Raw genomic sequence first — 25,437 nt, forward strand, 5'->3', positions numbered from 1 at the left:
ATCACGATTGTTGCGTCTTCTGTTTATGCGTCCGGTGCACCAGTCTCCTGCCATTCAGACCGAGGAATCGGGCTCATTCCACTTTGCCTTCCGCTTTTCCAGAAACGCACTTATGCCCTCCTTTCCGTCGGGATGTGAAATGGAGAGAATGAAATTCTTACGTTCCAGTTCCAGTCCCTGGGTGAGCGTGGTTTCATGCGCCCTGTTTACGCTCTCCTTTGCGAGCTCAAGCGCGAACACCGGCCGCTCAGCAATCTGTGCGGCGAGAGTTAGTGCCTCTTCCATCAGCAGCTCGTCTTCGCAGACACGGCTTACGAGGCCACAGGACGCTGCTTCTGCAGCATCGATCAGCTTGCCGGAAAGGACGAGTTCCATTGCCCTGGACTTGCCTATCGCACGTGTCAGTCTCTGCGTTCCGCCGGCGCCCGGCATTATGCCGAGATTTATTTCAGCCTGACCAAACTTTGCGCTTCTGCCGGCAATGCAGATGTCACATGCCATAGCAAGCTCGAGTCCTCCTCCGACCGCTGCGCCGTTTATTGCCGCGATCAGCGGCTTCCTGAAACGCCTTATGCAGTCCCACAGCGGCAGATGGCCGCCCCGGACGAGTTCGGAGACAGACATGCCTGAAAGTTCTTTCACGTCCGCGCCTGCCGAAAATGCCTTTCCGTTTCCCGTGAGAACGACCACGCGAATTTCTCTATCTGCTGCGCACCGATCTAGAGCATCGACAAGCCCCTGCACCATTGCCATGTTTATTGAGTTCAGCTTCTCAGGCCTGTTCAGTCTGATAGTGCATACACTGCCCTTCTTTTCTGTTGAAACTGTATCGTTCACCGGAACCACGTCCTGTATCACCCTGCAATTGAAATCATGAGCCCGAATGGTTTCATGCAGGTGATGACCTTATATCCTTTCGAATAAATGTTTTTGGCGCCCGAACCGCAGAATCGTCAGGCCAGTTCACTGTATTATTTATAGCTTCTACAGCACTATCTCCTTCCATCATGAAAAAGGAAAAGGTGGAGCTTCCGGAGTTTCCGCCGAATAACATCTATCCCGCTGAGTGGGAGTTCACCGGCGATTTCGAATGGAGGCTGTACGAAAGGTCAAAGAGGGAACAGTGGGACGAGTCCTCGCTTGACTGGGCGAAACTGGATGATTTTGTTTCCGGACTGGAGAGAAAGGAGCGACTGGCCATGGCATACTGGTGGGCACTTCTTTCCACGTTCGATAATGCCAATCCCGTCTTTTCCTACGCCGTCGTGAAAGCTCACGAACTCAAGGAAAAGACAGCAGTTCGGTGCCTGCTGAATACCATCGCATATGACGAAAACAGGCACAACATGGTGTGCGGCATGTGCATAAACAAACTGTGCCCTGGTTTTCCGACGAAATTCAAACCGGCAAATGACCTGGAGGCGAGGGCTCAGGCCAACATACTCTGGACGTGGTACAACGGTGCCAGATACTGGAAGGCGTATCTGGATTCCTACAACAAGTACAGTACCGATGTGCTGTTCACGTCTTTCATGATGGGCGAGGCTGCGGCAACTACCGTATTCACCCAGATGTCGAAGAACACGAAGGTGGAAACATTCAGCCAGGCATTTGGCAACATAGCAAGGGATGAAACGAGACACTATGCGTTCACTCAACTCGTGATGGCCGACGGCGCCGGGAAGATGAACAAGGAGAGGAAGGCTCTAGTCACCAGGCAGATTAAAGCTGGCTTTATCTTCCTCTCGCTCATTACATACAAGCTGCCTACAACGTCCAACACATTCTGGAAGCTTCCGCACTACTTTGGTGAAGTGAACGGGAAAATGGAGGACATAGCGAGGGATGCAGGTCTTGGCATCCCTTTCATCGGCGAAAAAGAGGAAGCCTGGCGATCGGCCGTTCTCAAGGTCGGTGCGTCTCTGAAGAGATATGACATACGGCTTCCCGAGATCCCGGAGCTTGGAATAAGCGGAGAAGATGTGGGCGATGTTGACGGAGACGAAGTGATACCTGTCTTCTGACAGGCCGGATAACTTCATGGTGATGTGCGCATGCACCGTTCAGAATACGACATCGTAGTGGTGGGAGCTGGCCCCGCAGGAAGCAGATTCGCGGCAGCTTCGGCCGGCACAAGAAGCGTGCTGCTGCTCGAGGAAAACTTCGAAATTGGGAAACCGGTGCAGTGTTCCGGCCTCGTCAGTCCGCGTGTGATTGAAATGAGCGCGCTGCCTTCATGGTTCAACGTCATAAATTCCGTGAGATTCCATTCGCCTTCTGGAAACGAGCTTTCTCTCTCCGGCACTGAACCCAAGGGATATGTGATTGACAGGAGCGGCCTGGACATCCATCTTGCGGGGAAAGCGGCGAGAGCCGGTGCAGACATGATCCTCGGCGCCACATTCACCGGCGCCGAAAGACAGGACGGGCATCTTGTCATATCCTTTATGCACCATGGTGAGGCAAAAAAGGTGAAATGCAGACTGCTCATAGGCGCAGACGGCATGTCCTCGTCTGTTTCGAGGGCATTCAGACTGGCAAGGTATGAAGAGATGGTTTCCTGCGTTCAGACAGATGCGTTTGCTGGGGAACTGAACAGGGGAGATGCTGTGCGCCTCTATTTCGGCAGCGGCATCGCGCCGGGCTTCTTCGCCTGGGTGATACCTTCGGGTGACTTCACCCGCATCGGACTTGGGACAGCAGTAACCGATGCGCCGGCATCCCTCTACTTCGAACGGTTTCTGAAGAAGCTGGGCGTGAAGAGGACGCTGAACATAACTGCCGGACCCATTCCGCTCGGCAACAGGGGGAGGATGGTGGACGACGGCGTCATGCTCATAGGCGACGCGGCAGGGCAGGCCAAACCGATATCAGGCGGAGGCATATTCACGGGAATGGCTGCTGCAGATATAGCAGCAGGCATAGCCCTGGAAGCGTTCGAATCCGGCGATTTCAGCCGCAGATTCCTCTCACGGTACGAAAAGGAGTGGAAGAGGGGGATCGGCAGGGAGCTGGAACGGGCTTCCCTTGTCAGGAAGATATTCCTGGAAATGGACGACAGGCACCTGGACATGCTGTTCAGGACCCTTGAAGAGAGTTCTCTGAAGGATCTCCTCAGCAAAGGCGACATAGATTTTCCGACGGAACTTTCGCCTCTCGTCCTCTCCAGAGCTCCGGGACTGCTAAGATATTCGCCGCAGCTGATAAAGGCGCTTCTGTGATGGTTCGGCATCAGCTGCGCTTGCGCCTGTGGGTTCTTCTGAAGGAGAGGGCGGCGGCAGCCGCGAATCCGGCTGCGAGCACGCCTGATGCAAAGAAAATGGACCATGGCGCAGGCGTATTCACACCGAAGGAAGTATCCGGGAGTATCCCTGCAAAACCAAGCGTGTTGTTGAGATAGGTGTAGTTCAGAGAAGCGGAACTGCCGTTCTGAACGTATATTTTCTGCCACTGGGCAGGAGAGAAATAACCTTTTGAAGCCATTCTGTACACAGTGGATACGATGAGAAAGGTGAGCGACATCGACACCATGTATGTCCCTTCGTTGAAAAACGTACCGTGCAGCGTGTTATAATCCGTCTGGAACGGGAACGTGAAATTGTGAAGGGCACCGGCCCCGATCGATTTGGCTGTCAGCGTTTCTGCAGGCTGTCCCGTGCCGATGAAATATGGCAGGCGGGAAGAGGTAACGGATGATGAAGGCACGGGAACGAACGAAGAGCCGTCCACAAATGCATAAACAGTCAGTGTGAGCAATACTTCGGTTATACTGCTGTTGAATACATTCTGAACCTCGACGTTGAGCGTGCCGCTCTGTCCGGGCTGGATATCGGGTGATGAAACCGACCGTATCATTCCGTTTGCGTACGACTGCTGTCCATAGGCTGGAGATGCGAAGGGCAGGAACAGAAGAATTGCGGCGCAGACAGTCAAAAGCTTATTGCGTAGCACGAATTCATGATTTTGTGTCACATATTAAAGACTCGCCGAAACGCGGCATGCCCGGGCATGAGCCGGCGGTCGAGGGCCGGTGAACGATGGGCGGCAGTGAGACAGGCGGCGTCGCCAGATCGACGCCTTACACTAAGGCGGTGTCAATTGCGAACGTGCCGCCTGAACTTAAAAAGCTCCTTCCAGGGAAGTGGGAGATGATCGGGAAGGTTGTCATACTGAAACTCAGGAAGGAACTGGAACCGTTTGACGATCAGGTGGGCGAGGCCTATGCTGAAGCGCTTGGAGCCGACAGCGTGTTTGCGGTGGACGGTATGATCAGCGGCACATACAGGAGGCCGGCGCTTCACCGGATATACGGCCACGACGGTGAGACCGTGCATCATGAGAACGGCGTCAATTACGTCATAGACGTCTCGACCGTGATGTTTTCGTCCGCCAATCATGATGAGCGCATCAGAATGGCCGGTCTCGACTGCGATGGTGAAACAATCGTGGATATGTTCGCCGGTATCGGACATCTTTCCATGCCAATTGCGGTGCACTCTGCTCCAGCGAAAATAGTGGCTTCAGAGGCAAGCGAAGCGACGTACCGCTATCTGCTGAAAACGATCGAGGCAAACGGCGTTCAGGATGTTTATGATGCGTTGAACATAGACAACAGACTACTCGACGTGAAGGGAGCGGACAGGGTGATCATGGGATATCTGATGAACACAGGCGAGTGGCTCGGCCATGCAATAAGCATGTGCAGAAAAGGCGCCACGATTCATATGCATGAGGCTGTGCGCCGCAACGCCCTGAGCGAGTGGAAAGAGACATTGACGGCACATTACGGCGGTGGCAGGGTGACTATTTCATCGGTGCGCAAAGTCAAGGGATACTCTGCTCTTTTCGACCACATGGTCGCGGACCTCACTGTCTGCTGATGAACTGACTGTGAGCGCGCCGGGAGTCTTGGCTTCCAAAAAGTAATTAGTAGTAAAAGCGAATTGAATACGAGAAGGTTTCCGATGGGAGAGCGCGAAGACTATGCACGGGGTTATCTCAAGGGATTTGAAGACGCCCTGAATGAAGTGTGGACAGAAGTTCTCTCTTTCGGGACCAGGGCATATTCGCCGCATGAGCTGCAGATCCTCGCCAGAACGAGGAAGAACATGATCCAGCAGACCGTCGACGTAAAGAGACAGGAACTGCAGAAGATGTTCGGCGTGATTCTGACGAAACCGAACAGGGAAGTGCCGTCGGAGTTTACAATCAGGGCAGGCAGTTCAATCGTGGTGAGGGAGGAGAGACCTGACAGGGCGTTTTCAATTTTCGCTTCGATGCTCTCCGGCGGTTCGGCCGGCATGTCCGTCACACGTACCGATCCTTCCAGGGTAATAGAGAAATATCATCTGGATGCAGGCAAAACAACATTTATCTGGCTGACCAAGATTGAAAAGGACGAAATAGTGCAGGGAGACAGAAGATACCTGATAAGAAACAACCTGCCGAACCTCGCGGCGGAGATACGCTCGTTTTACAGTCGCGTGAAAGGCGGAATAGTCATACTGGAAGGGCTCGAGTACCTCGTGACGCAGTATGAATTCAGGCCGGTGCTGAGATTCATACAGATGGTGAACGAGCAGACCGAGTACAGCAGCGGCTACTTCATCATCACTGTCGATCCGCAGACGATTGAAGACAGAGACTACAGGCTGCTCGAGAAGGAAATGAGTCTGACAGTCTGAGCGCTGCACTCAGTCCTGATCTGTCCCCGATTTTGCGCCCTTCCCGCCGAATTTTATTGCAGCCTGAGCGGCCGCCAGCCTTGCGACGGGCACCCTGTACGGCGAACAGCTGACGTAATCCAGTCCGGCAACCTGGAAGAAGTCGATGCTACTGGGATCGCCGCCATGCTCGCCGCATATGCCTATTTCGAGGTTGCTCTTTACCTTCTTCCCTTTCTGGATGCACATCTTGACCATGGCGCCTACGCCCTTGACGTCTATGCTCTGGAACGGATCCGATGGCAGCAGATTGTTGGCCACGTAGTCTGGCAGGAATCTGCCTGCATCGTCCCTGCTCAGTCCGAGCACTGTCTGTGTCAGATCATTGGTGCCGAGCGAGAAGAAGTCCGTGACCCTTGCAATCTCGTCGGAGAGGATTGCGGCCCTGGGAAGTTCAATCATCGTTCCGACCATATACTTCAGTGTGACGCCGTGCGCTCCCATGACTTCAGCCGCCACCGCATCGATCTGGGGTCTGAGCAGGTCGATCTCTTCCCGTCCTTCAACAAGCGGTATCATTATTTCCGGTGTCACCTCGATGCCTTCGTTCTTCTTCAGTTCGCAGGCAGCCTCGAATATCGCCCTGTACTGCATTTCGTAGACTTCCGGGAAGGTTACTGCCAGCCTGCAGCCCCTGTGCCCGAGCATTGGATTCAATTCATGAAGCGCGACCGTCCTTGCACTGACCTCTTCCGGTGCTAAACCCATATCCGCCGCGAGTCTTGACACCTCTTCAGTCCCTTTTGGAAGGAATTCATGAAGCGGAGGATCGAGCAGCCTTATGATTACCGGATATTCGCCCATTTCACGGAACAGCCCCATGAAATCCTCCTTCTGATAGGGCAGAAGCGCCTTCAGCGCATCTTTCCTGGCATCTGTCGTGTTCGCGAGTATCATGCGGCGCATGTGCGGCAATCTCTTTTCCCCGAAAAACATGTGTTCCGTTCTTGTCAGACCTATGCCGTGCGCACCGAATTTTCGTGCAATCCTTGCGTCCTCAGGCAGATCGGCGTTGGCCCGTATCCCCATGGTTTTGATTTCGTCCGACCATTTCATGAACGTATCGAAATAAGAATCCAGCTCCGCTGCCTTTGTTGGCAGTTCACCGAGATAAACGAGCCCTGCCGTTCCGTCCACGCTTATGTAGTCGCCGGCTGAGACCACCCTGCCGCCTTTGGCCCTGAACGTGCCGCTGGCGCTGTTGATGGAAAGTTCGGAGCATCCCACAACGCAGCACTTACCCATGCCTCTGGCGACCACGGCCGCATGAGAGGTCATGCCGCCAGTTGCGGTCAGTATGGCCTGTGCCACAGCCATGCCGTGTATATCATCTGCCGATGTTTCGTTCCTGACGAGCACTACTTTACTGCCTCCGGAGGAAAGCGCCACGGCCTGCTCCGCGTCGAACACCACCTTACCGGATGCAGCGCCGGGAGAAGCTGGGAGTCCCGAGGCTATTTCTGTTCGCTGCGCAGTTTCATCAAACACCGGATGCAGCAGCTGCTCCAGTGTCGAAGGGTTTACAGACATGAGAGCCTGTTCCTTTGTCAGCAGTCCTTCGCTCACCATCTCCACTGCAGCCCTCACTGCCGCCTGTGCAGTTCTCTTTCCTGCCCTCGTCTGCAGAAGATAAAGCTTTCCGCGCTGAATCGTAAATTCGATGTCCTGCATATCGTGGTAATGGGACTCCAGAAGCGTTTTGATTTCAATCAGCTTCGCATGCGCTTCGGGCATCCTTTCCTCGAGCGATACACCAGGTCGGGAAGCATCCCTGTTTATCGGTTGGGGAGTCCTGATGCCTGCGACGACATCTTCGCCCTGGGCATTGGTCAGGAATTCGCCGTAGAATCTGTTCTCTCCGGTGGAGGGGTTCCTGGTGAAGGCGACACCAGTGGCACAGTCATCGCCCATGTTGCCGAACACCATGCACTGAACCGTAACGGCGGTTCCCCATTCTTCCGGAATGCCGTTAAGCTTTCTGTATGTGACGGCACGCTTGTTGTTCCATGACTCAAACACCGCCCCGATTGCATTCCACAGCTGTTCCATAGGATCTTCCGGAAAAGGCTTGCCTGTCAATTCGCCTATCCTGGCCTTGTATGCGCCAACGAGCTGCCTCAGTTCCTCCTCGTTGAGATCGGTGTCGAGCTTCACGCTTCTCGCGCGTTTTGCTTCCTGTAACAACTCTTCGAATACATGGTGCTCCACACCCATGACAACATTCCCGTACATCTGAACGAACCGTCTGTATGTGTCATATGCCCATCTGCCGTCACCGGTTTCGGCTATGATCGACGCTACTGTCGCGTCATTGAGGCCGAGATTGAGAACGGTGTCCATCATGCCGGGCATCGAAACGCGCGCACCCGAGCGCACTGAAACGAGCAGAGGTTTTTCCTTCCCGCCGAACTTCCTTTCCATCTTTGCCTCTGTCTTATGAAGCGCCTCCATGACCCTGCGTCTGAGTCCCGGCGGAAACTTGCGGTCGAGTTCATAATATGAGTTGCATACCCTGGTTGTGATAGTAAAACCAGGTGGAACAGGCAGCCCGAGTCTGGTCATTTCTGCCAGTCCGGCACCCTTTCCACCAAGCAGATTTCTCATCCCGGCGTCTCCTTCCTCGAAAAGATAGACAAGTTTTCGCTTTACCATTCAACCACAGCCTCATCGGACAGTATACGTTCAACTAATTAAAACCTTAAAGGATCAAAAGTTGCTCTAACGGAAAACGCTGCCGCTTTCTTTATTTGACTGCGCCTGGTGCCGCCGCTGCGGGCAAAGCATGCACAGCGACTACGGATGTGCCGGAAAGGGCTACTTGCCGAGGACGATTTCTATGGACGAAACGTTTGAAGTGGTGCCGTCCTCTTCCTTCAGATTCTCTGTCGATATCCTGATGTTCTTAACGACAGAATCCTTAAGGAATCTGTTACGCGTTATTTCGGCAACGTCGACGGCCCTGCTGATGGATTTTCCGCGTGCCTTTATCGTCACGTCCTCTCCCGCACTGTTGAACTGCGTGATAACTGCAAGAACGTAGTTCATTGCGGGCTTCTTCCCTATATATATAGTGTTGTTTTCTGCCATGATATTATTCTCCTTCTTACGTTGTGACTGGATGTGATTGTGCGCCTCCGATGGATTACGTCATCAATATTTAACTTCGTCGCCGTTTCACCAGAAGCCGGAACCTGCAGAAACTCGATCTTCGACAGTAAACAGGACATTCCGTCCAATGGCCAGGCCGTGCAGGTTTCCCTCGGGAAGCAGTTCCGGCAGAGGATGCGGCGGGATAAAATAACGCGAAAGATTGAAGTTCAGGGAATGTTTGGAACGGAAGGTGGTGCTGGATTGAAGGCGCTCATTATAACCGGAATGGCCGGAGCCGGCAAGACGGAATTTGCCAACTGCTGTACATCGCTCGGGATACCGGTGGTGCAGATGGGCGATGTCGTCAGGGAGAGGGTGAGGCAGCTCGGCCTTCCGCTCAACGGCCAGTCTGTTGGAAGAATCGCGAGCGCGGAGAGACTGAAATTCGGAAACGATATCTGGGCGAAACGCACTGCGAAAATCGTCAGCGCCGCCATGCAGAACACGGTGATCGACGGGACAAGGAGCGAGGCGGAAGTCGCCTATTTCCGCCGCTTCTTCGGTGCAGATGCTACCGTTGTGACGGTATATGCATCAGCTGTAACAAGATATAACAGACTGATGTCGAGAGGCAGGGATGACGTGCCGCTGAGTCATGGCGAATTTGAAGAGAGAGACAGGAGGGAGCTGGGCTGGGGACTGGGGAATGCAATAGCGCTCTCCGACAGAATAGTGGGCAATGAAGGCGCAATAGATGAGTTTCGCGTTTGTGTGAAACACATGCTGTCCGAACTCGGCTTCACTGTGAAGAAGGAAAAGTGATCCTTTGGCGGAAATGAAGCTCGGCACAGTCAGGCCATGCACGGGGGAGTCCTATGTCGTTTATCCCGCGCCGATATATGATCTTCCGCTCAGGGATTGTGCAAAGGCACTCAGGCGGCACGGGTTCGCGGCGAGGGAGGAGGGGGCGATGGTGGTCGTTCAGAAGGAGGATGTCTCCTTCACGCTTTACAGGACAGGCAGGCTGCTGGTGCTGCCGTGCAGAACTGCGGAGGAAGCAGTGCGCAGATCCAGGGAGATATTCAGTGTGCTGGAAGATGACAGGAGAGTTTCGCAGGCCATCGGATCCGCAGAGCTGATTTGAAATGCACCCTATGATGATGACGGGAGGATATCTGACGGATGATTGCCGCCGCTGACAGTGATATCATTTCCATTGTGCTGAGCATTGCCCTGAGCTATATCGCATACTGGCAGGGAATGCTCACGGCAAAGGGATCAGTGGCTGCATTCGCAGTCAGCGCCACGGTGGGAGTACTGGGCAATCTATCCTGGCTCCTGGTCATACTGACGTTTGTCCTTGCCGCGTTCATTACCACAAGATTCAAAATACTTGAGAAGGCAGGAAGAGGACTGCAGGAAGGTAAGAAAGGCGAAAGGGGAACAATCAATGTAATAGCCAACAGCCTGCCTGCGGTAGTCGTATCGGTGGCGGGTTACATCTTCGTAAAAAGCATGCCGGGCTGGTATTTCGCTATCGTCTTCATAACAGCGATAAGTGCTGCAGCTGCAGACACACTGGCAAGCGAAGTCGGTGTCCTTGATCGCAATACAAGGCTCATCACAAACCTCAAACGCGTGCCGACGGGAACGGACGGCGGCATATCTTTGACGGGCACGCTCGCGGCACTGGGGGGAGCTGTTTTCATTTCGCTTGTCGGCTTTGTGATGACAGGATGGATTGGTTATCCGATTCCCTTCTGGTCTGTTCCGCTTATCTCATTCCTTGGTTTTGCGGGTTCGAATGTGGACAGCCTGCTGGGTGCCACGCTGGAGCGGAGGGGAATCATAGGAAAGCAGGTGAACAACATTGCATCCATTACAATTGTGGCACTAACTGCTGCGCTGCTGCTGCTTTGAGCCCCGGAGCGCTATGAAGCACTGGAGCGACGTACGACGTGCAGCGCCAGAATTGAAGCTCAGCCCATGCGCGGTTCGCCAGCCTGATGCCCCTAGAAAGGAATAAATACAGATTGCTTTTAACACTTCACAGGAATGGTACGACGGCCACAGTGGTGGGGCTACACCTGGTCTCGTCCGATCCCAGAAGTTAAGCCCACCTACGTTCCCTGTGGTACTGTTGTGCGCGAGCCAACGGGAAGCTTGGCCCCGCAAGGGGTTATGCATCATAGGGCCCAGGCAAATTAGTTGAGATCCTTCGGGAAATCGATGAAGTTTGCCGTTTTAAAGGCTCTATGATCATAGAGCGCTGTCGGCCATTCCATCGCGATTATTTCGTCTGAGAATAGGCAGATAAACTTTATTTCAGCGGCCGCGTTTTTGAACTCGGTGCAGCGCGGTTGATCTTCAACACTGAAACGTCGTTTCTTGTAGCTCTTGTCATAGCGGTTGTCGTTTTCATAGGCTACCTTGAATGGAGCAGTGCAAAAGGGAGGCTTATGAGAAAGAGACAGGTGAAGATGGCCGCCACCCTTGTCAAGGACGATGCATATAACGCCACAGTGACGGCAAAGGCAATATCCAGGAATCTGAAGACACAGGGTTACGATGTTTCAGGAGTGGAAAGTTTAATCAGGCAGGCTGAATCAGCCATAGACCTGGGCAATTTCAAGGCAGCCAAGGGGTATGCGGACGATGCGAAAACAGCACTGTACGCGTTGAAACAGAGGGGAATCGCTCAGGCGATGCCGGTTTCCGGCCATGGTCAGGCGGCTCAAACAGTATTCTCTGGCGACGCATCGGCCGACCGCCCCGGGGCACATGACAGATTGCAGAAGCGGGAATTGCCCAGAAACTACGCGCAGGCGAGTTTCGCTATTTCCACACTCAAGGAGGAAACAGGTAATGCACTGGCAGAAGGCTCCGACACTTCAGCAGTCGTCGAGCTTCTGGCACAGGCGGAGGAGGAATTCAGGCAGGGCAATTACGATGCAGCACTCAATACAGCCCTGAAGGCGAGAAAGGAAGGCACGTTACAGCCTGTAGGTGAGCGGGGCGGCCTTGGAACCGTAAAATATACGAAGGAGAAGGAAACCGCTCCGAAGTCAGAAATCTGTCCAGCGTGCGGTGCGGAGATAAAGGAAGGCGACTCATTCTGCAGAAAGTGCGGGACAGCTTTCAATTTCGTCTGCCCGGACTGCGGTGGTACACTCGAAGCAGGTGACGTTTTCTGCGGCAAATGCGGTGCAGGCATAAAGTGAGCGTTTGGCAGCGTCAGATCGTTCACAAATAGGAGGAATATTATATTCGAACATCATAATCAGAAAAGCCAGAAGGAGAAGTCCTGGAAATGGTGGAGGGCAAGGTTCCAAACAAGAAGACAGAGGAGAAGACTCTCGATCGGATTGTTTCCGAAGCCCAGCTCGTGTCGTGCTCCATAGTTTCCAAGACCGGGCTCCACGTTGCCGGTGATTCCAACAGCCCCCAGAAGAAGGAGACGTTTGCAGCGATGGCCGCAATCGTTTTCAGCGCCGCGGAGGCACTCAAATCCGACGTCAAGGACGGACGTGTTACAAACATTGTTACTTCTTTTGACAGCAGCAAGATTGTTTTTGCGCCGATAAATTCGAATTACATACTCGTCGGCATAACGAGGGAAGCGGATGTCGGGGAGAAGGTTATCAAGTCAATGGACGAGGGAGCGGCGAGACTGAGGAAAGAAGCGCCGTGGCTGAACTGATAGCTCAGATGACGTATTCCTCTACCTTCGACTGCACCCTGTCGCAGTAATGGCACTTGAGCGTGAGGGGCCTTTCCCTGTACACGGAGAAGATGCTTTCGGCCGGCTCATTGCCGTTTGTGATGCAGTTGGGATTGGCGCATCGGACGATGCCCCTGACAAGCGCCGGTATCTTCACCTTTCTCTTTTCTGCAACATTGTAATCCCTGATGATGTTGATCGTTGCCCGCGGCGCTATGAGCGCTATTCGGTCCACTTCCTTGGCATACAGTTCCCTGTCCTCTATCTTCACTATGTCCTTCCACTCCTCCTTCTTGCTGCGCACGTGCATTACAACACTGATCGTGCTGTTCACGTTCTCGCCGGTGATGCCCAGTATGCGCAGAACATTCAGCGACATGCCCGTGTCTATATGGTCTATAACTGTGCCGTTCCTGATCGGCTGTATCTTGAGTTCTTTCATACATCCAGCCCCATAAGCATGCAGAGTATCGCCATTCTGACAGGTATGCCGTTGGCCGCCTGCCTGAAATAGAGCGAGTGTTCCGTGGCGTCGACCTCGGGTGAAATCTCATTGATGCGGGGGAGCGGATGCATCACAGACATTGTTGATTTCGCGTGCGCAAGGAGTTTCATGTCGATCCTGTAGCTTCCGGACACCTTTGCGTATTCAGCGGCATCAGGGAAGCGCTCCTTCTGTATGCGCGTTACATACAGTATATCTGCATCCTTCACCGCATCCTCCAGCGAAATTCCGGTTTTCGGCTTCACGCCGTTCAGCTCAATCTGCGCAATGACATCCCTTGTCATCTGAAGAGATTGCGGTGCGACAAGCGTTATGTTTGCGCCAAACATTGAAAGAGCTTCTGCAAGCGAGTGAACCGTGCGGCCAAATTTAAGATCACCGAGAAGGACGACGTTCAGGCCCTCGAGCTTTCCCTTCGCCTCTATCATAGTATACAGATCGAGCACAGTCTGGGTGGGATGCTGCCCTGCGCCGTCTCCGGCATTGATGACTGGCTTGGAACTCAAATCCGCAGCGAGTCTGGCAGCCCCTTCGAGCGGATGCCTTATCACCAGCATGTCCGCATACGATTCGGTAACGCGAATCGTGTCCGAAAGAGTTTCCCCCTTCTCCACAGATGTTCCCATTGGAGTCGAGAATCCCATGACCGAACCGCCCATCCTCAGCATGGCCGCCTCAAATGAAAGCCGCGTTCTCGTAGAAGGTTCGTAGAAGAGCGTTCCCAGTATCCTTCCTCTCATGACATCGGTTCTCTTCTCTGCGGAGGCGTACGGCACCATCTGACTCGATCTATTGAGCACTGCGTTTATCTGCTCCTTCGTGAAATCCCTTATAGATACGAAATCCGAAAACTGCGCCCTTGCCATCCGAACCAACTGCGACATATCTTTGAAGTATTAGTTTTTAACGAGTGCGATCATACGGTTGAGAGAAAGGTCCGGAACATCACATGAATGAAAACCAAATTAATGAGGTTGACAGGCCTGTGTTTCAAATCAATAGCCGCGACTTCGCCGCCAGGACAGGCACATTCGGCCTTGGGCGCTTCTCACTGTCTGTCCCTGCGGTGCTTTTTGCAGCAGGCACCCATGACGAGTACGGCAAAGAGTTCGAGACGCTGCTCACAAGCAGCAGGATTGAGACAGAAAAGGTTCAGTTCATGTCTTCGCGGAATACCATGTTCCACGGCGAGAGGGTTTCGGAGATTGGGGAAAGACATGTGCTAATGCCCAATGTCATACCGTTCTCATCGAGTTTGAGCGGTGTCGCCGAGGCAGCGAAACAGAAACGGGTGGAGCGCGTTTTCGTTTCCACCGCCTCTCCGGAAGAAATGGACGGCGTGCTCGACAGAGATTCGGACATATACGTGATGGCGAACGCTGCAGAACTCGTGAACTTTCCCGATCAGCTCGCCGGAGCCATAATTGCGATGAGGGAAAAGATCGGATGGAGAAAACTCATATATGTTCCCGGAGTCGCCAGGCCGTCCAACCTCGCACTGCTGATGTACGCAGGCGTGGACATCGCAGATTCCCTCCTCACCGAAATGGATGCTGCCCGCGGCAGGGTGACAGTTGACGGGGATGTGCGGGAGGCCGGTGCCCTTGGTGAAGGCATCTGTCATTGCGTCGCTTGTGCAAACGGTATGGAGAGAGTCGTGCACTGGCACAGCAGGTATCAGCTTCTGGACGAACTGAACCGTGTGAGATCGGCTATTCGCAGGGGACACATCAGGGAGATGGTCGAAAGAAGAGCCGTCCAGCACTCATGGAATGTTCAGTTTCTGAGATATCTGGATACTGAACACCATGATTATTTCGAAAGAGTCTGCACGAATGCCGGCGGCTCGATAATAGCCACATCGGAGACATCGCTAAGAAGGGCAGACATACTTCGCTATGTCAGGCGCATTGCAGCGCAATACGTGCCGCCGGCAGGCATGAAAATAGCGCTGCTTGTTCCGTGTTCCAGGAGGAAACCGTATTTCCGCTCCAAATCACACAGAATATTTCGCGATGCGGTTATGTCGTCGCAGTCGGCAACAGCTGTTCACATGCTGACAGTGACATCACCCATCGGCATCGTGCCGGAAGAGCTTGAAACAGTCTATCCGGCTGCCCACTACGACATACCTGTTACCGGCCAGTGGTCTGCCGACGAAAAAGCGAGAGCGGCAGACATGCTGCTGGAAATACTTGGAAAGGGCGGATACGAGGCGGTCGTGTCCCACCTCGAGGATGAGAGGGATTTTGTTAACGCCGCACTCCGTGGAGCAGGAATTGAGTTCACAGACACGTCCGAAGGCAGGACGCGCGAACACGCATCTGTTGAGAGGCTGAAGAGCGTGCTTGCAGCCGTGAAGATTAGCGGTGTTCCCGGCTGGAGAGAAAGAAACAGACAGTTCCTCGAGAGTATGGCGCGTTACCAGTTCGGACCGTATGGAACACGGCTGCTCGAAGGAGTCACGGTGCTGGGAAGGTATCCCAACGTCAGAATCATTCTGAATGGCGTGCAGCTGGGCATGCTGACAGAAGACAGGGGACTCATCTCCCTGACACTGAAGGGCGCGGAGCGCATATACGAAGGGATACCGGAGTACTGCGTGGAGATACAGAATTTCGTGCTGCGCAGCAACCTGTTTGCCGCGGGAGTGAAGCGCGCCGGATCGTGCATAAGGACAGGCGACGAGGTCGTTGTGACACAGAATGATCGGGTTGCGGGTGTGGGAGTGGCCATGATGCCGGGCGATGAAATGAACGAGAGAGGGAAAGGGGAGGCGGTTCGCATAAGACATTATTCTTCGCACGATGCAGGAAAGCGGTAAATGAGCCGGCCGCCTGACATACAGGTTGCCCATGGCGCCACTGAAATGCAGTAACATGATTGTAGAGTACAGCTATCAGCTGAGAGTGAGTGATCATGCGCATCCGACGGCTGAACCTTTGAGGACGGGCATCTTTCGGCCTACTCCCCCTGATACGCATTTAAATAAGAACAGCCGATGATTCAGGGCAACTGAAGGCAATTCGGATGGCAGAAAAAAAGCTTGAAGAAATTAACGGAATAGGACCTGCGACGGCCGAAAAATTGAGAGAGGCCGGTTACACAGATTTGATGTCGATAGCAATAGAGTCGCCAAGGAATCTGGCGGAAGTATGCGAAATAGGCGAATCGACTGCTGCAAAGATCATCAACTCCGCGAAGGAGGCCGTCGATATCGGCGGTTTTGAGACAGGCGACGAGATCATGGAGAGAAGGCGCGGAGTACGCAGACTCGCGACCGGCTCTAAGGCGTTCGATGACCTGATCGGGGGCGGCCTGGAATCGCAGGCCATAACTGAACTGTACGGCGAGTTCGGCAGCGGAAAAACACAGATATGCCACCAGGCTGCCGTCAATGTAACACTGCCTGAGGAAAAAGGGGGACTGAACGGCGAAGTCGTGATAATCGACACGGAAAACACATTCCGCCCGGAGAGGATAACGCAGATGTCGATCGCAATGGATCTCGATCCTTCCGAAACGCTGAAGAAGATACATGTCGCGCGTGCATACAATTCGGCTCACCAGATGCTGCTGGTCGACAAGGCATCAGAACTGGCGAAGGAGAAGCCGGTCAAGCTGCTCATCGTGGACTCGCTCACTGCTCATTTCAGGGCTGAATACGTCGGACGCGGTTCGCTTGCAGAGAGACAGCAGGCATTGAACACACACATGCACGCTCTACTTAGATTCGGCGATCTGAACAATTCGGTCATACTGTGCACAAATCAGGTGGCTGCGAAGCCTGATGCATTTTTCGGCGACCCGACCAGGCCCATTGGGGGCCACATCGTTGGCCACACAGCGACATACCGTGTGTACCTGAGAAAGAGCAAAGCGGGAAAGAGGATTGCGAGGCTCGTCGACTCCCCGAGTCTTCCTGAGGCTGAGTGCGTTATTACAGTGAGTGAGGAAGGCATAAGAGACTGAACCCGCTTATCGCACTCTGCATGCCCGCCGTGGAAGAGAGACAGGTTGTGGTGGAACTCTCGCTCGAACACGAACTTTTCCCGGCGGCAGAAGTCGAAGCACTATCCGGTATTGCCGCATTCACTACAGCGAAGATGCACAGGGAACTGGCGATTCTCCGCAGCCGCGATGCGGACCTCACGGCCGGGAAGCTTTGCTCCAGACTCGCATTTTCCCACAGTGTCTCCTTCCTGCTCGGCGATTATTCGACCTGGGCAGAGGTCCTGAAATCCGCACAGTTGTGCGGCAGGGAACTCGGGGGAAACACGTTCAGGGTAAGGGTGGTGACCAGAGACAGGGAGATGAAACGCATCGTTCCGTCAATGGAAAGAGAGCTGGGAGGTGTGATAAGCAGATACGGGAGAGTTGACATCAGCAACGCCGGCACCGAATTCAGGGTCTTTTATAGCGACGGACGTTTTATGCTGACCATGTTACGCTGCGCCGTAGACAGGCGCGCGATTGACAGGAGGAGTGCTTCGAACAGGGTGTTCTTCTCACCCGTATCCCTTCCACCAAGGTACGCGAAGGGACTGCTGAATCTCTGCAGAGTCTCGGAGGGGGAAAGAGTTCTCGATCCTTTCTGCGGCACCGGCGGCATCGTCATGGAATCGATGCTCATGGGAGCGGATACGGTGGGAACAGACATAGACGGTGCGATGATAAGCGGTACGATTGCAAATCTGAGACAGATAGGCATAGACGGAAAATACGAACTGCACGTACTCGATGTTTCCGACATTCCGTCGCTTGGCAGATTTGATGCCATTGTAACTGATCCGCCGTACGGCAGATCGTCATACATGAACAGAGAACAACCGGAGTCGCTGTATGCGAGGGCAATGACGGCCTTTGCCCAGTGCCTCAAAAGAGGCGGCAGACTCGGCATCGTTCTTCCGGACCCGTCGCTTGTTGACGGTGGAAAGGCATTCACTCTCGAAACGTGCATCAGGCAGAAGGTGCACAGATCCCTCACGAGGAACTACATGGTGTTTTCCAGGAACTGAGGCCGTTGCGTCCGCTCCGCCCGCAACTGCTCACTGAGCAGTAACAGAGATTGTAAATACGGTTCTGAAACCAGAAGCAACTCCGAACACTTCCAGCGTGTAGTGTCCTGGCGGCACGGGATTGGAGCTCGGATTGATCTCGGCAATAGAAACTGTCACGTTTGTCTCTGTGGCTGCCGCTAATTTAAAGGTGAGCGAGCCTTTGTATGCGGAGCTGTTGGGCGGAGCGGATCCGGGTGCAAAAAGCATCAGGAAATAAGGATATCCGCTCGTGCTCTGGACGGAAGACAGCGTTATGTTTTCGACAGTATTGCCGGTGCTTTTGACGTTCAGCAGAAACGTCTGCGTGCTCGTATTGTTAACCATGACGGATGTAGTGGCAGAAGTCATGGAAAAACTCGTGTGTGCTGGTATGGTTGTGACCGGGATTGGCGTGAATGAAATCAGGAACATGGCGGCGGCTATAGCTCCGAGCATCTTCCTGTCAATTTTCAGCTTGGATATGTCGTTAAGCGGGGGCGGATGCCTCACACCGAGAATCATCACGAAAAACGCTATGAATATCCAGCTTGTGAAATTGAGCGACAGGACAATCAGCACAGCGAGCGTTGCCCAGCCGAGATAGCGTGCATTATCGCCCAGCAGCGCCCTTGCGACGTGACCCCCGTCCAGCTGTCCTGCAGGCAGCAGGTTCAGCGCTGTTGCGAAAAATCCTACCCACGCTGCGAAAGCGGTGGGAAATATTATGAATGAGCCGGATGAGAAAGGGAAAAATGACATCATGAAGTCATAAAGGAAAGGCGCCTTGAATACTGGCGTACCGGGCACCACGATTACATGAACGAGGTTCATCTGTGTGAGCATGAAACCGGCGATTGCCACAGGTATCGAGACTAGGAAGCCGACGATGGGCCCGGCGATCCCTATCTCCAGCAGCGCCTTTCTGTTCGGAAAAGGATCACGTATTGATATGAAGGCGCCGAGCGTGCCAAGCGGCGGTATGGACGGCAGGAAATAAGGAAGGGATGCATTCACATGGTAACGCCTGGCCACGATAAAGTGGCCCATCTCATGGGATGCCAGTATAAGCATGAGGGGGAAAACAAAGAATATGATGCCGTTCACGATGCTGTCAGGCGTGAACGTGTTCGCCTGATTGTAGTAATTTGACCAGAGTATCGCCCCGGTCACCGTCGTGGAAACAAGTGTGACCGCGAGCAGAACGATGTTTGGAATATTGCCGTGACGCCCCGTGGGCCTGCGCTTTCCGACTATTATTGCAAATTCGCCGCCGCGCTTCTGCAGGAAGGGAACATAATTCTTCGGAACGAGTTGTTTTCTAACCTCGTCAAACTTACTCTCCAGTTCTGACGGAGTGCATCTCACAAAGAATGCCACGGTCTCGTACGTCACCCGTATATCGTAGACATCGAAATAATTCGAAACCGCCGACTTAAGCATCTCGACTTCCGCACCCAGCGATCCGGACGCGGCGTAGTGGCCATAGTTCACGCTGGAAATTAAGATGCTCTTGGTAATTAAGCATTGTCAACGGCTACGCGATAAATCAGATGGCTTGATTCGCCTCTTCCGGTTTTCATTAAGCTGCTGATTCTACTTGTAACGCCTCCTTGAAGTGAGACCGCAACTTGATAATTCAGGCCAGTACCTGCCGCTGCATCGCATCCATCACAAATGCAAATCAAGCCGGGAGTCGATGGCATTAAATTCTAATAATATCTGGCACTCCCGCCCAGCGCACGGAGCATGATCAAGTGTCGGACGGAATCGGCGGAATGTTTCGCAACTATCTCAGGCTGATCAGGTATGGCAACTGCGCCATGTCCGGGGTAGCTGCTTTCCTTGGAGCGTTCGTCGTATCCGGGACTCGACTATACAGTCACGTGCCGGCAGTATCGGCGGCCATAGTCACTGTTTTCCTGTTCACCGCAGCGGGCAACACGCTGAACGATTTTCTGGATGCAGACATAGATGCGAGGGCGCACCCGGAGCGCCCCATACCTTCGGGTTTTATCGCCAGGGAGAAGGCACGCAGGCTTGCGTATCTGCTTTTTGCGGCATCCGTCATCTCATCACTCTTCATAAACGCCCCGGCGCTGATGATCGTCATACTCTCGCTCATCATAATGCTCGCCTACGAGTTCAGGCTGAAGAAGCTTGGTCTTACGGGCAATTTTTCAATAGCATGGCTCACAGCCTCACTCTTTCTGTTTGGAGCGGTATCAGTGGGCACGCCACTGCCCGTGTGGGCGCTGTTTGCGACATCGTTTGCCGCCACGCTGGGCAGGGAGATCATAAAGGACATTCAGGACAGGGAGGCAGACTCAGGCATCAGGAAGACGCTGCCCATGAAGATAGGTGATCGTAAATCGATGCTCATTTCATCGATTGCACTGCTTTCCGCAATCGCAGTGAGTCCGTTTCCATATCTGCTGCATCAGTTCGGCACCGGCTATCTGCTGATCGTCATTGTGGCAGATGTCCTCTTTGCAGAGTCCGCGGTACTGCAGGTGCGAAGCGCGGCAAGGGCACAGTCAACTACTAAAATAGCGATGTATGTTGCCCTTCTTGCATTCCTTGCCGGAGCATTGGGTGGCTGAATATGCCGAAGGTCATAGATTACATACATTCGAGGTTGAAAGAAGGAACGCTGCACATGACGCTGATAGATCCGGACAAGCAGACGGCCGCGGCGGCCGGAAGGATTGCCGGGGAAGCGACGGCGTGCGGCACATCCGCAATAATGGTTGGCGGCTCCACGGGAATAGAGCAGAATAGTCTCGACAGGACAATTGCCGCGATAAAAGCATCTTCTGACAGACCGGTGATATGTTTCCCGTCCAACGCCTCCAGTCTCAGCGGCAGCTTCGATGCCATATATTTTCTATCCATGCTCAATTCTGCTTCGCCGAGGCACATAACTGGGGAGCAGGCGGCCGGAGCGCATGCAGTGAAGAGTTTAGGCATCGAACCTATCGGCATGGGCTACGTGATTATCGAGCCGGGAATGAAGGTTGGCGAGGTCGGAAAGGCGGAACCAATCCGGAGGACGGACATAAAGTCAGCCGTGGGGTATGCACTTGCTGCAGAATATTTTGGCATGAAACTCGTATATCTTGAAGCAGGTAGCGGTTCACCGGAGCCGGTGCCCGGAGAAATGATAAGGGCAGTGAAAAAAGCCATAACTGTCCCGCTGATCGTCGGCGGAGGTATCAGGGACGGCAGTGCTGCCAGAATGGTCGTTGCAGCGGGAGCCGACATCGTTGTCACCGGGACGGTTGTTGAGCGGGAGAACGGAACGGAAAACCTCTGCGAAATAATCAGCACGATCAATACAGCTGGGAAGCGGGCATGATGCGTTACCCGGCAAAGCCGTAAGGCATAGTCAGATCGCGAGAAATGCTTCGTGCAGTGCCGTCGAACCTGAGAGTTCTGGATGAAACGCGAGCGCCATAAGGCTGCCCTGCTTGGCCATGACAATTTTATCGTCGAACCTGGAAAGCGGCCTGCAGTCACCCCACACTTCCGTAATGGCTGGAGCGCGTATGAATACACCCGAGAAGTGGTCGACTATGCTGTCTATGGAGAGGCTCGCTTCAAACGATTCCCTCTGCCTTCCGAAGAAATTCCTGTCGACCTTCATATCCATGAGACCCAGCAGCCTGGTGCCTGTTCTGCCTACCTGCTCATCCCCCTTCTTTGCCATCAGTATGCATCCGGCGCACGTGCCCATGACCGGCATGCCCTCATCTGCTCTTTTCACTATTGCGTCAAAGAGGCCGAAACGCACTAGCAATTTTGAAATGGTGGTGCTTTCACCGCCGGGGATGATGAGGCTTTCGACTGTTTCGAGGTCTTTCGCGCTCCTCACCATGACCGCTCGCCCTCCTGGACGACGTATGTCGATAGCCGCCTGAAGCGTGTTGATGTGCTCGCTCACATCACCCTGTACAGCGACAACGCCTGCCTTCATCGTCCCGGAGAATATTGAATCTGTTTATGGCTTTTCCGATCCGGTTTTCCTGTTTTCAGAGAATTATTTCGATTGGGGAGCATAAGAAATTAAGACTGCATCCTTTTACCCCTGAAGAGATGATGAACAGCACAGGACATGATGCAGACTGCCTCTTCTGCAAACTTATTCGTGGAACCATGCCATCGTTCAAAGTGTACGAAGACGACTTTGTATTCGCATGCCTCGACAGATTCCCAATAACTGCGGGACATACGCTCGTGATGCCTAAGAGCCACCATAGCAGACTTGTTGACCTGCCGTTTGACCTGACCGCCAAGATGTTCGACGTGACACGCCGTATTGGCAGGGCATTCTATGCTATGAACTACACGGGAGTGAATTACTTTGTAAACGAGGGTTCTGATGCCGGTCAGGTAATATTTCATGTGCACTGCCACGTGATACCGCGTCGCCCTTCAGACGGTTTGGACTTCCGCGTGAGAAGAAAGGGGCTGACTGAATCAGACATGGAGGATGCTGCGGGCGGCATCAGGGAGCATATGAAGCATGACTGACGAAATGCTGTCCTTTGGTTCAGGAACATAACGGTACGCTGTTTCGGTTTTAGGGAAGTCCCGACTCCCGGATTTGAACCGGGGACCTGCTGATATCAGCGGCCAATATCGGCTTTGCCGATAACACAACTACAGTCAGCCGCTCTGCCAGTCTGAGCTAAGTCGGGCTTATCTGAAAATACAATAATTATTAATTACTTGTTGTCGAAAGCGACTGAACTGCACCGCGCCGTCAGCCTTGTCGCGTTGCCACAATAAGCATGTCAGCGGCTTCTCCGATGCTCAGCACATGTTCCTTTCCGGTGTCCATATCATGAACCGTGACTTTTCCTGTCTCCAGTTCTCTCCTGCCGACGACCATCACATACGGTATGCCGTTCCTGTCCGCGAATTCAAACGCCTTGCCTATGCTCTTTTCGAACGCTATGTCGCAATTCAGGCCGCGCCTTCTGAGTTCGTCTGCCATGCGTAGACAATCGTCAAGCGTCTTCAGCGGAACTATCAGCACAAAGGGAACATGAGACAGCCTGGCCGAAAAACCTTCGAACTTGCGTTCCTCGAGAACGGCAAAGATGACGTCCAGTCCGAACGTCATGCCGGTTGCAGGAAACACTTTGTTTCCTCCCGCAAAACTGTCTACCATGCCGTCATACCGGCCTCCGGCAGCCAGCGAACTCGTGATGGCGTTCTGTCCTTCCTTCACGTAAACTTCCCACATCGGCCCTGTATAGTAGCTCAGTCCTCTTGCCAGCGTCGGGAGGAATATTACATCGCTCGACTGCCCGAAACTTTCCAGGAATCGGAAGAGCTCCTTCAGCTCGGTGATGCCCTCACTGTCTTTTCCGCCAGAAAGAATACGCTCGAAGAATCCCAGCCTGTCCTGATAGTTGTCGATGAGCAGCGCTTCGTTCAGGAGCGACATAAGCTTATCTGCTGCGCCATCAGGTACGCCCTTCTGCGCCAGCTCAGTCCTGACACTCTTCTCGCCGAACTTCACGAGCTTATCGAGAGAAAGCGCTGTCTCAGTGTGCATATCATCCGGAATAGAGCAGTGACGGAACAGCTCGAAGAGAAGTTTTCTGTCATTGACGAAAACGCACACATTCAGTCCGAGCTCGGCGAATATGTCGAACGTCATCCGGATAATCTCCGCATCGGCAACCACACCACTCACGCCCACGACATCTGCATCGCATTGTGTGAACTCCCTGAGTCTTCCGGCGCGGACAGGCCCGTCTCTGAACACCTTGCCGATCTCATACCGCTTGAACGGCATCTTCAGCGTGGGATTCATGGCGACAAGCTTTCCAAGTTTGAACGTGAGTTCATATCTCAGGCAGAGATCTCTTCCTCCCTGATCCTTCAATCTGTAAGTTTCCTTGAGTATCTCAGACCCGCCTGCGTATTTGCTCGCGGCCACTTCGTAGTGCTCCAATATGGAGGTCTCGGCCGGACCGTACCCGTATTTCATGAAATTGGATTTCATCACGCCCGCTATAGATTCCCTGATAAGCTGTTCACGCGGAAGATAGTCCTTCGTTCCCTTCACTTCCAGAGTATCGGAAGGAATGCCTCTGATTTTTCCGGCTTTGCCTGACTCCGCTGACATATTGCAGACCCGCTTGCTGTTTTAAGCAGATATACTACCGTTTCATAAAGGTAGAGTACGGATAGAAGTGTACATAATCTGAAGTAATTTATATAGACATATTCATATAAAATATTTAACGATCGGTGCTGGCGTGACTTTATTGCTTTTTTATGATTTTGATTCGGAAAGTATTGCAGAAATGGCTTCAGGAACCTGTCAAAATCACTATCTGATTTGTTGAAGGCTTTGATAGCAAAAAATGGACGGAATTACCTGGTTTTTCACGTCTGCCTCAGTAAATTCACAACACGAAGCGTACTTTTACGATAGATATTTCTTTCACAAAACCCGGCATCAGTACATGAGCAAGACATGCTTGCTTCATTGAAATTTTCACAGAATTTCTCGTAAAAACAGTATTGGAAAGGATTACATTGCGGGAAGGCATCTCATCCCGTTGAAAAGAATTTTCTCTCTCTCTTTAAACGTCTTCGAACGGGATGGGATGCCCATGAGTGAGAGGAAGATAGAGAACGAAGTACAAAAACATATTCTCGGCTATTTGGGCAGTGGTTTTTCACTGCCGCTGAGTGCGTGCGCGCAGTATACGGAGAAGGAACACCTTGATGTGCTCATCAAGTGCGCAATGGATCACGGCTACATACAGGGAACGGCCAGGAGGCTCAGGAGCAACTGGGAACTGCCGCTGCCGTCCGGCTGGACGGTCAGACGGCTGCTGATCAGAAAGGACGCGGGCCGGCTGGCGGAAGAACTGCAGGCGGTAAATTTGGCAGTGCTCTAGAGTGCACGCAGGATGGGGCTGTTCAGGAATCCTGTCGTATGTGCAATAGACAGTTCAGACACAGAGTATTACGGCGAAGGGGATACGCTTGTTGTCGGTGGAAAGCAGAAGAACGGAACGAACAGTTTCCACCGTGTCAGCACGACCGTACCCGTCTCCGGAGGAATAAAGTTCGACCTCGGCATGGTTGTGAGGAAGCCGATGGACAGCGACACGGACGCGATAGCCGCACTCATCGGAAGTTCGTCCGTGTATGTCAATGTCTGGCTCTATCTGCTGGACAGGGGTTTCCGTTCTGCAGAGAACTGGAAACTGTTCGACGGCATGGGGAAGCATTACCTCATGCCCTATCCCCACGACGACAGGATAGAGAGGGAAATCAGGAAGACAGCGGGGCTGTCCATGCGCATAATCGGCAACTACGAGGTAAAGGGCA

At 53.2% G+C, this 25,437-nt stretch carries 26 protein-coding genes, 1 tRNA gene and 1 rRNA gene; 18 read left to right on the top strand and 10 right to left on the bottom strand.

Annotation, left to right across the window (positions count from 1 at the left end):
- Positions 1 to 54: 54 nt before the first annotated feature.
- Positions 55 to 858: an enoyl-CoA hydratase/isomerase family protein gene (locus KIS30_08225; GenBank protein ID MBX8646726.1), complete on the bottom strand. Its 804-nt coding sequence runs from the start codon at positions 856 to 858 to the stop codon at positions 55 to 57.
- A 149-nt stretch (positions 859 to 1,007) separates the two neighbouring features.
- Here KIS30_08225 and KIS30_08230 point away from each other — a divergent pair, with 149 nt between their 5' ends.
- Together KIS30_08230 and KIS30_08235 are read left to right on the top strand one after the other, a co-directional pair.
- On the top strand, positions 1,008 to 2,024 hold the full coding sequence (locus KIS30_08230) for an aminobenzoate oxygenase (protein MBX8646727.1): 1,017 nt from the start codon (positions 1,008 to 1,010) through the stop codon (positions 2,022 to 2,024).
- Between the two features lie 30 nt (positions 2,025 to 2,054).
- Positions 2,055 to 3,221: an NAD(P)/FAD-dependent oxidoreductase gene (locus tag KIS30_08235; GenBank protein ID MBX8646728.1), complete on the top strand. Its 1,167-nt coding sequence runs from the start codon at positions 2,055 to 2,057 to the stop codon at positions 3,219 to 3,221.
- Between the two features lie 10 nt (positions 3,222 to 3,231).
- Here the strand turns inward: KIS30_08235 and KIS30_08240 are convergent, their stop codons facing one another.
- Positions 3,232 to 3,951: a hypothetical protein gene (locus KIS30_08240; GenBank protein MBX8646729.1), complete on the bottom strand. Its 720-nt coding sequence runs from the start codon at positions 3,949 to 3,951 to the stop codon at positions 3,232 to 3,234.
- Between the two features lie 86 nt (positions 3,952 to 4,037).
- Here KIS30_08240 and KIS30_08245 point away from each other — a divergent pair, with 86 nt between their 5' ends.
- Both KIS30_08245 and KIS30_08250 read left to right on the top strand, forming a co-directional pair.
- The gene (locus tag KIS30_08245) at positions 4,038 to 4,880 is read left to right on the top strand and encodes a class I SAM-dependent methyltransferase family protein (protein ID MBX8646730.1); all 843 of its coding nucleotides are present in this window, start codon (positions 4,038 to 4,040) and stop codon (positions 4,878 to 4,880) included.
- Between the two features lie 63 nt (positions 4,881 to 4,943).
- Positions 4,944 to 5,684: a DUF835 domain-containing protein gene (locus tag KIS30_08250; GenBank protein ID MBX8646731.1), complete on the top strand. Its 741-nt coding sequence runs from the start codon at positions 4,944 to 4,946 to the stop codon at positions 5,682 to 5,684.
- 9 nt (positions 5,685 to 5,693) lie between these two features.
- Here the strand turns inward: KIS30_08250 and ppdK are convergent, their stop codons facing one another.
- Both ppdK and albA read right to left on the bottom strand, forming a co-directional pair.
- Positions 5,694 to 8,375, bottom strand: coding sequence for a pyruvate, phosphate dikinase (gene ppdK, locus KIS30_08255; GenBank protein MBX8646732.1), 2,682 nt, complete (start codon positions 8,373 to 8,375; stop codon positions 5,694 to 5,696).
- 162 nt (positions 8,376 to 8,537) lie between these two features.
- Complete coding sequence (gene albA, locus KIS30_08260; GenBank protein MBX8646733.1) at positions 8,538 to 8,810, bottom strand: DNA-binding protein Alba; 273 nt, start codon at positions 8,808 to 8,810, stop codon at positions 8,538 to 8,540.
- A gap of 195 nt (positions 8,811 to 9,005) precedes the next feature.
- Here albA and KIS30_08265 point away from each other — a divergent pair, with 195 nt between their 5' ends.
- From KIS30_08265 to KIS30_08290, 6 genes are all read left to right on the top strand, one after another.
- Positions 9,006 to 9,635 carry an AAA family ATPase gene (locus KIS30_08265; protein MBX8646734.1) on the top strand — a complete coding sequence of 210 codons (630 nt, stop codon included), beginning with the start codon at positions 9,006 to 9,008 and terminating at the stop codon, positions 9,633 to 9,635.
- Positions 9,636 to 9,639: 4 nt separating this feature from the next.
- A complete protein-coding gene (locus KIS30_08270) occupies positions 9,640 to 9,957 on the top strand; it encodes a hypothetical protein (protein MBX8646735.1) in 318 nt (105 codons plus the stop codon).
- A gap of 38 nt (positions 9,958 to 9,995) precedes the next feature.
- Complete coding sequence (locus KIS30_08275; GenBank protein MBX8646736.1) at positions 9,996 to 10,733, top strand: DUF92 domain-containing protein; 738 nt, start codon at positions 9,996 to 9,998, stop codon at positions 10,731 to 10,733.
- A gap of 139 nt (positions 10,734 to 10,872) precedes the next feature.
- Positions 10,873 to 10,991: ribosomal RNA gene (rrf, locus tag KIS30_08280) — 5S ribosomal RNA — on the top strand.
- A gap of 182 nt (positions 10,992 to 11,173) precedes the next feature.
- Positions 11,174 to 12,034 (top strand): zinc-ribbon domain-containing protein, encoded by an 861-nt coding sequence (locus KIS30_08285; GenBank protein ID MBX8646737.1) that lies wholly within the window; start codon positions 11,174 to 11,176, stop codon positions 12,032 to 12,034.
- A gap of 89 nt (positions 12,035 to 12,123) precedes the next feature.
- Complete coding sequence (locus tag KIS30_08290; GenBank protein MBX8646738.1) at positions 12,124 to 12,513, top strand: roadblock/LC7 domain-containing protein; 390 nt, start codon at positions 12,124 to 12,126, stop codon at positions 12,511 to 12,513.
- Positions 12,514 to 12,517: 4 nt separating this feature from the next.
- On the opposite strand, the gene KIS30_08295 is transcribed toward KIS30_08290, so the two are convergent.
- Complete coding sequence (locus tag KIS30_08295) at positions 12,518 to 12,976, bottom strand: aspartate carbamoyltransferase regulatory subunit (GenBank protein ID MBX8646739.1); 459 nt, start codon at positions 12,974 to 12,976, stop codon at positions 12,518 to 12,520.
- Positions 12,973 to 13,905: an aspartate carbamoyltransferase gene (gene pyrB / locus KIS30_08300; protein ID MBX8646740.1), complete on the bottom strand. Its 933-nt coding sequence runs from the start codon at positions 13,903 to 13,905 to the stop codon at positions 12,973 to 12,975. The genes KIS30_08295 and pyrB overlap by 4 nt, the downstream gene beginning before the upstream one ends.
- A gap of 83 nt (positions 13,906 to 13,988) precedes the next feature.
- Here pyrB and KIS30_08305 point away from each other — a divergent pair, with 83 nt between their 5' ends.
- From KIS30_08305 to KIS30_08315, 3 genes are all read left to right on the top strand, one after another.
- Positions 13,989 to 15,863: a DUF5591 domain-containing protein gene (locus tag KIS30_08305; protein MBX8646741.1), complete on the top strand. Its 1,875-nt coding sequence runs from the start codon at positions 13,989 to 13,991 to the stop codon at positions 15,861 to 15,863.
- Between the two features lie 206 nt (positions 15,864 to 16,069).
- On the top strand, positions 16,070 to 17,011 hold the full coding sequence (radA, locus tag KIS30_08310; protein ID MBX8646742.1) for a DNA repair and recombination protein RadA: 942 nt from the start codon (positions 16,070 to 16,072) through the stop codon (positions 17,009 to 17,011).
- A 20-nt stretch (positions 17,012 to 17,031) separates the two neighbouring features.
- A complete protein-coding gene (locus KIS30_08315) occupies positions 17,032 to 18,057 on the top strand; it encodes a methyltransferase domain-containing protein (GenBank protein MBX8646743.1) in 1,026 nt (341 codons plus the stop codon).
- 30 nt (positions 18,058 to 18,087) lie between these two features.
- On the opposite strand, the gene KIS30_08320 is transcribed toward KIS30_08315, so the two are convergent.
- A complete protein-coding gene (locus KIS30_08320) occupies positions 18,088 to 19,569 on the bottom strand; it encodes a site-2 protease family protein (GenBank protein ID MBX8646744.1) in 1,482 nt (493 codons plus the stop codon).
- Positions 19,570 to 19,832: 263 nt separating this feature from the next.
- Here KIS30_08320 and KIS30_08325 point away from each other — a divergent pair, with 263 nt between their 5' ends.
- Positions 19,833 to 20,678, top strand: a complete 846-nt coding sequence (locus tag KIS30_08325) for a UbiA family prenyltransferase (protein MBX8646745.1) — start codon at positions 19,833 to 19,835, stop codon at positions 20,676 to 20,678.
- A 2-nt stretch (positions 20,679 to 20,680) separates the two neighbouring features.
- Complete coding sequence (locus KIS30_08330) at positions 20,681 to 21,433, top strand: geranylgeranylglyceryl/heptaprenylglyceryl phosphate synthase (protein MBX8646746.1); 753 nt, start codon at positions 20,681 to 20,683, stop codon at positions 21,431 to 21,433.
- Positions 21,434 to 21,463: 30 nt separating this feature from the next.
- Here KIS30_08330 and pdxT read toward each other — a convergent pair whose 3' ends face one another.
- The gene (gene pdxT / locus KIS30_08335) at positions 21,464 to 22,051 is read right to left on the bottom strand and encodes a pyridoxal 5'-phosphate synthase glutaminase subunit PdxT (GenBank protein ID MBX8646747.1); all 588 of its coding nucleotides are present in this window, start codon (positions 22,049 to 22,051) and stop codon (positions 21,464 to 21,466) included.
- Between the two features lie 119 nt (positions 22,052 to 22,170).
- Here pdxT and KIS30_08340 point away from each other — a divergent pair, with 119 nt between their 5' ends.
- On the top strand, positions 22,171 to 22,608 hold the full coding sequence (locus tag KIS30_08340; protein MBX8646748.1) for an HIT domain-containing protein: 438 nt from the start codon (positions 22,171 to 22,173) through the stop codon (positions 22,606 to 22,608).
- A 58-nt stretch (positions 22,609 to 22,666) separates the two neighbouring features.
- On the opposite strand, the gene KIS30_08345 is transcribed toward KIS30_08340, so the two are convergent.
- Together KIS30_08345 and hisS are read right to left on the bottom strand one after the other, a co-directional pair.
- Positions 22,667 to 22,775, bottom strand: a tRNA-Tyr gene (locus KIS30_08345).
- A gap of 65 nt (positions 22,776 to 22,840) precedes the next feature.
- Positions 22,841 to 24,217, bottom strand: a complete 1,377-nt coding sequence (hisS, locus tag KIS30_08350) for a histidine--tRNA ligase (protein MBX8646749.1) — start codon at positions 24,215 to 24,217, stop codon at positions 22,841 to 22,843.
- A gap of 439 nt (positions 24,218 to 24,656) precedes the next feature.
- On the opposite strand from hisS, the gene KIS30_08355 reads away from it, so the two are divergent.
- Positions 24,657 to 25,001, top strand: a complete 345-nt coding sequence (locus tag KIS30_08355; protein ID MBX8646750.1) for a hypothetical protein — start codon at positions 24,657 to 24,659, stop codon at positions 24,999 to 25,001.
- Positions 25,002 to 25,013: 12 nt separating this feature from the next.
- A partial coding sequence (locus tag KIS30_08360) for a transposase (GenBank protein MBX8646751.1) occupies positions 25,014 to 25,437 on the top strand: 424 nt, incomplete at its 3' end.

The organism is Candidatus Sysuiplasma acidicola (assembly GCA_019721035.1).
Lineage (GTDB): Archaea > Thermoplasmatota > Thermoplasmata > Sysuiplasmatales > Sysuiplasmataceae > Sysuiplasma > Sysuiplasma acidicola.

What these genes read in the sequence shown, in the direction of transcription:
- KIS30_08295 (MBX8646739.1), bottom strand. Translation starts at nt 12,976, where the DNA reads ATGAAAGAACTCAAGATACAGCCGATCAGGAACGGCACAGTTATAGAC.
- KIS30_08235 (MBX8646728.1), top strand. Translation starts at nt 2,055, where the DNA reads ATGCACCGTTCAGAATACGACATCGTAGTGGTGGGAGCTGGCCCCGCA.
- ppdK (MBX8646732.1), bottom strand. Translation starts at nt 8,375, where the DNA reads ATGGTAAAGCGAAAACTTGTCTATCTTTTCGAGGAAGGAGACGCCGGG.
- KIS30_08340 (MBX8646748.1), top strand. Translation starts at nt 22,171, where the DNA reads ATGATGAACAGCACAGGACATGATGCAGACTGCCTCTTCTGCAAACTT.
- pdxT (MBX8646747.1), bottom strand. Translation starts at nt 22,051, where the DNA reads ATGAAGGCAGGCGTTGTCGCTGTACAGGGTGATGTGAGCGAGCACATC.
- hisS (MBX8646749.1), bottom strand. Translation starts at nt 24,217, where the DNA reads ATGTCAGCGGAGTCAGGCAAAGCCGGAAAAATCAGAGGCATTCCTTCC.
- albA (MBX8646733.1), bottom strand. Translation starts at nt 8,810, where the DNA reads ATGGCAGAAAACAACACTATATATATAGGGAAGAAGCCCGCAATGAAC.
- KIS30_08290 (MBX8646738.1), top strand. Translation starts at nt 12,124, where the DNA reads ATGGTGGAGGGCAAGGTTCCAAACAAGAAGACAGAGGAGAAGACTCTC.
- KIS30_08315 (MBX8646743.1), top strand. Translation starts at nt 17,032, where the DNA reads ATGCCCGCCGTGGAAGAGAGACAGGTTGTGGTGGAACTCTCGCTCGAA.
- KIS30_08330 (MBX8646746.1), top strand. Translation starts at nt 20,681, where the DNA reads ATGCCGAAGGTCATAGATTACATACATTCGAGGTTGAAAGAAGGAACG.
- KIS30_08265 (MBX8646734.1), top strand. Translation starts at nt 9,006, where the DNA reads ATGCGGCGGGATAAAATAACGCGAAAGATTGAAGTTCAGGGAATGTTT.
- pyrB (MBX8646740.1), bottom strand. Translation starts at nt 13,905, where the DNA reads ATGGCAAGGGCGCAGTTTTCGGATTTCGTATCTATAAGGGATTTCACG.
- radA (MBX8646742.1), top strand. Translation starts at nt 16,070, where the DNA reads ATGGCAGAAAAAAAGCTTGAAGAAATTAACGGAATAGGACCTGCGACG.
- KIS30_08230 (MBX8646727.1), top strand. Translation starts at nt 1,008, where the DNA reads ATGAAAAAGGAAAAGGTGGAGCTTCCGGAGTTTCCGCCGAATAACATC.
- KIS30_08275 (MBX8646736.1), top strand. Translation starts at nt 9,996, where the DNA reads ATGATTGCCGCCGCTGACAGTGATATCATTTCCATTGTGCTGAGCATT.
- KIS30_08305 (MBX8646741.1), top strand. Translation starts at nt 13,989, where the DNA reads ATGAATGAAAACCAAATTAATGAGGTTGACAGGCCTGTGTTTCAAATC.
- KIS30_08245 (MBX8646730.1), top strand. Translation starts at nt 4,038, where the DNA reads ATGGGCGGCAGTGAGACAGGCGGCGTCGCCAGATCGACGCCTTACACT.